4 protein-coding genes and 1 tRNA gene are annotated in these 3,597 nt (G+C 61.6%); 2 read left to right on the forward strand and 3 right to left on the reverse strand.

The window, feature by feature from the left end; all coding sequences use genetic code 11:
* A partial coding sequence (gene tadA / locus AB5164_RS09970; protein WP_368148070.1) for a tRNA adenosine(34) deaminase TadA occupies window positions 1-1,581 on the reverse strand: 1,581 nt, incomplete at its 3' end.
* 51 nt (window positions 1,582-1,632) lie between these two features.
* On the opposite strand from tadA, the gene AB5164_RS09975 reads away from it, so the two are divergent.
* Window positions 1,633-1,722 (forward strand) — tRNA-Ser (locus AB5164_RS09975).
* A 3-nt stretch (window positions 1,723-1,725) separates the two neighbouring features.
* On the opposite strand, the gene AB5164_RS09980 is transcribed toward AB5164_RS09975, so the two are convergent.
* On the reverse strand, window positions 1,726-2,310 hold the full coding sequence (locus AB5164_RS09980; protein ID WP_368148072.1) for a TetR/AcrR family transcriptional regulator: 585 nt from the start codon (window positions 2,308-2,310) through the stop codon (window positions 1,726-1,728).
* Between the two features lie 212 nt (window positions 2,311-2,522).
* Between AB5164_RS09980 and AB5164_RS09985 the strand changes: the two genes are divergently transcribed.
* Entirely contained in the window at window positions 2,523-3,074 is a 552-nt protein-coding gene (locus AB5164_RS09985) for a LemA family protein (RefSeq protein ID WP_089573514.1), read from the forward strand.
* Window positions 3,075-3,291: 217 nt separating this feature from the next.
* On the opposite strand, the gene AB5164_RS09990 is transcribed toward AB5164_RS09985, so the two are convergent.
* Window positions 3,292-3,597, reverse strand: a 306-nt coding sequence (locus AB5164_RS09990; RefSeq protein WP_368143345.1) for a hypothetical protein, incomplete at its 5' end; no start/stop codon positions are given.

The raw sequence follows: 3,597 nt of genomic DNA on the forward strand, positions 1-3,597 counted from the left end.
GCGCTTGGCACGGCGGGCCACGCCCACCGGCGCCTTGCCGGCAGCGGATTGCTCGTCCATATTGCCCTCGCCTGTAATGACCAGGTCGGCATCGCGCACGCGCTCGTCAAACCCAATCAGATCGAGCACCGTCTCCACGCCCGAGCGCAACTCGGCACCAAGTGCCAACAACGCGGCGCCCAGACCGCCAGCGGCACCGGCGCCGGGCACGCCGAGCACCGAGCCAAATGTCCGCACGCCCTCGGGCACGCGCAACAACCCCTGAGCCCGCACCCCGGTAATCGCCGCATCGAGCAGGCGGCCGTAGCCGACCATCCAGCTGTCGTACCTGCCCAGCGCTTCGACATCGTCTGTCGGCAGGCCCTTTTGCCCGCCAAACACTGCAAGTGCCCCACGACGCCCCACGAGCGGATTCTCGACATCGGAAAGCACCACGACACGCGTGCCATTTAGCGCCCGAAGCGCCGGTGCCAAATCGATATTCGCCACGCGTTCAAGGCCCGCGAGGCCGGGGGCGATATTGCAGCCACGGCCATCGACAAGGTGGGCGCCCAGCGCCTGCAGCATGCCGGCGCCACCGTCGTTGGTGGCGCTGCCGCCCAGACCAATATAGATCGTCTTTGCCCCAGCACGGACCGCGCGAAGCATGAGCTCGCCCACGCCATAGGTCGAAGCCGCAAGCGCCGCCGATTCCGTGCAGGGCGAATACCCAATACCCGCCGCCTCGGCCATCTCAATAACAGCAGATTCGCGCTCGCCGTCCACCAGCATCCGGGCAGGCACGCGGTCGCCCAAGGGGCCTGCGACTTCACCTGCCACGACCTCACCGCCGCACGCGGCAACGGCATCGAGCGTTCCCTCGCCACCATCTGCCAGCGGCAACGCGCTTACCTGGGCATCAGGCCACACACGGCGCACACCTTCGGCAACGGCACCCTCCGCCTGCGAGCTCGACACGCTGCCTTTAAAGGAGTCGATCGCCAACAGCACGCGGCGGAACCGGCGCTGCACGGGGCCAAAGTCGAGCGTCTCGCCAGCGAGATCCCCAACACCCGCAAGCGCCTCGGCGTGGGCGGCATGCGCCTCAAGATCGGCCCCACAACCGCAGCCAGCACCATCGGTGCCACGCAGCCCACTAAAATAACCGCTCAGCACCGCGCGGCACTCGTCTGCCAGCACGCCGGCGGTCACATTAAACCGATGATTCAGGCGCGAATCGGCATTCAGGTCGTATAGCGACCCCAGAGCGCCCGCTTTAGCATCGGACGCGCCGTACACGCAGCGCCCCACGCGCGCGTTAACCATAAGCCCCGCGCACATGCAGCAGGGCTCGAGCGTTACGTAGACCGTGCAATCGGAAAGGCGCCAACGACCGAGCGACCGCGCGGCGGCGCATAGGGCCGCAAACTCGGCATGCGCCGAAGGGTCCTGGTCGAGCTCGCGGCGATTATGCGCCCGCGCGACGATCTCACCCGCGCGCACCACTACGGCGCCGATCGGCACCTCGCCCACCGCCGCGGCGGTACGCGCCTCCGCCAGCGCCTCGCGCATGAACTTCTCATCGATTCCGGTGCTCGTCATCGTTCGCCTTCCCTGTTGCAAACCCAAAACGATGCTATCATTACGACTCACGGAGAGATGGCAGAGCGGTTGAATGCGGCGGTCTTGAAAACCGTTGAGCGCGAGAGCGTTCCGGGGGTTCGAATCCCCCTCTCTCCGCCACTCTTAGTGACTCACCGGCGTCATGGTCCGCTCGAACAGCGCATCGACCACGTCGGCGATTTCGGATCGGCGCTCTAGTACGTGGCCCGATTCCCACCACATGGTAAAGAGTCGAATAATACCGCCGGCGACAAACTCAGACGTTGTCTCGAGCGATACGGGCGCGAGCGCGTCCTCGTCAAGCGCGATCATCACGCGCCCGCGTATGGAGCGCGCGATGCGGTCGCAAATCATGCTGGTCAGCATACCCGACATGCTGCTCGCCAAAATGTTATCCATGAGCTGCTCATGCGCCAGAATCAGATCCATGGCATCGGCGAACACTTCGTGGCGAAGCGTGCGTACGTCCTCGGCGCCCTCCGCGCCATCCGCATCGGCCCGCTTTTGCGGCAGGCCCGACATGAGCTCATCGATATAGAAGGCAAAGTAATCGTTTTTGTCGCGGAAGTGCTTGTAGAACGTCGTCCGACGAATCATAGCGCGGTCGCACAGCATGGCAACCGTCACGTCCTCAAACCGATGCTCTTCGAGCAGCTCAGTAAAGGCCTCGAACAGGGCCCGATAGGTTTTCTTGATGCGAAGGTCCATATATATCGCCCTCCTCAAGGAGAAGACAACGCTCACTAATCTGTCGCATATCTTACACCTGTATCGCCCGCCCCCTGGCGAATGGCCTTACCTTGGCGGAAACATAACGCTTACCGGAAAGTTCGGTATCGCCAAAGGTTGCGGGTATACTAGTAGCGTTACACCAACGGCAGCCGGCGGAAGACGCCGCGGCCATTCGAAACGGAGACACCATGATTCCCGTCATCATCGGTATCGTTGTTGTCGTTGTGATTGTCTGCGCCATCGCCGGCATCTACAACAACATGGTCACCAAGCGCAATCGCATTGATAACGCCTGGCAGAACATCGACACGCAGCTGCAGCGCCGCAACGACCTGATCCCTAACCTGGTCGAAACCGTCAAGGGCTACGCCAAACACGAGCAGGACACGCTTGCCGCCGTGGTCAACGCGCGCAACGCCGCCGTGAGCGCCACCACGCCCGAAGCCAAGATGGAAGCCGACAACGTGCTGACCGGCGCCCTGCGCCAGCTCTTCGCCGTGGCCGAGGCTTACCCCGATCTTAAGGCGAACACCAACTTTACGCAGCTCCAAGCCACGCTCGAAGACACCGAGAACAAGGTGAGCTACGCACGCCAGAGCTACAACGACTGCGTGCTTAGCTACAACAACGCCATCCAGACCTTCCCGGCCGTCATCTTTGCCGGCATCTTCCAGTTTAAGGAGCGCCAGGGCTTCGAGGCCGCCGAAGCTGCCCGCCAGGCACCGACCGTCAAGTTCTAACAGATCCGCAGCGTATCCTTAATCGGGTATATGCATAAACCGCCTCGTCGAATGCATACTTCGACGAGGCGGTTTCCTTTGTTGCGAAGGTCCCCCTCTAAGCACCGTGCATTTTTAGGAGTATTCAATATAACCAAGGGCTTCGGGCGCCACGATAAATGCCAAAGACCGCGAATATCCCTGCAAATCAAACGCTGTCAGCCCATAACCCCGTCCATCATTCGTAGAAAACATCGAGAAATCCCGATTTTTCGCCCGAAGTCGGTATGCAGTGGCCTTCGATTGCAGAATACTCGCAAAAATGCACGTCGCCACCACCCCCACATGCGCGAACCAAAACAAAAGCGCGGTCAATAGGCCGCGCACCATCTTTATTCAGATAAATTATTGCCCGTTGTGGCAACGCCGAGCCCGCAGGGCGGAGAGCAAGTTCCCTCCCGGCACACTCCGCACTGATATCTTCTGTATTGAAGACGTCGATGATGCACCCGTATACCATTGACGTCGACACCATCAGATGCGG

The sequence above is a fragment of the Collinsella aerofaciens genome (genome assembly GCF_040915425.1).
GTDB classification, from domain to species: Bacteria; Actinomycetota; Coriobacteriia; order Coriobacteriales; family Coriobacteriaceae; genus Collinsella; species Collinsella aerofaciens_BW.

What these genes read in the sequence shown, in the direction of transcription:
- AB5164_RS09980 (WP_368148072.1), bottom strand. Translation starts at nt 2,310, where the DNA reads ATGGACCTTCGCATCAAGAAAACCTATCGGGCCCTGTTCGAGGCCTTT.
- AB5164_RS09985 (WP_089573514.1), top strand. Translation starts at nt 2,523, where the DNA reads ATGATTCCCGTCATCATCGGTATCGTTGTTGTCGTTGTGATTGTCTGC.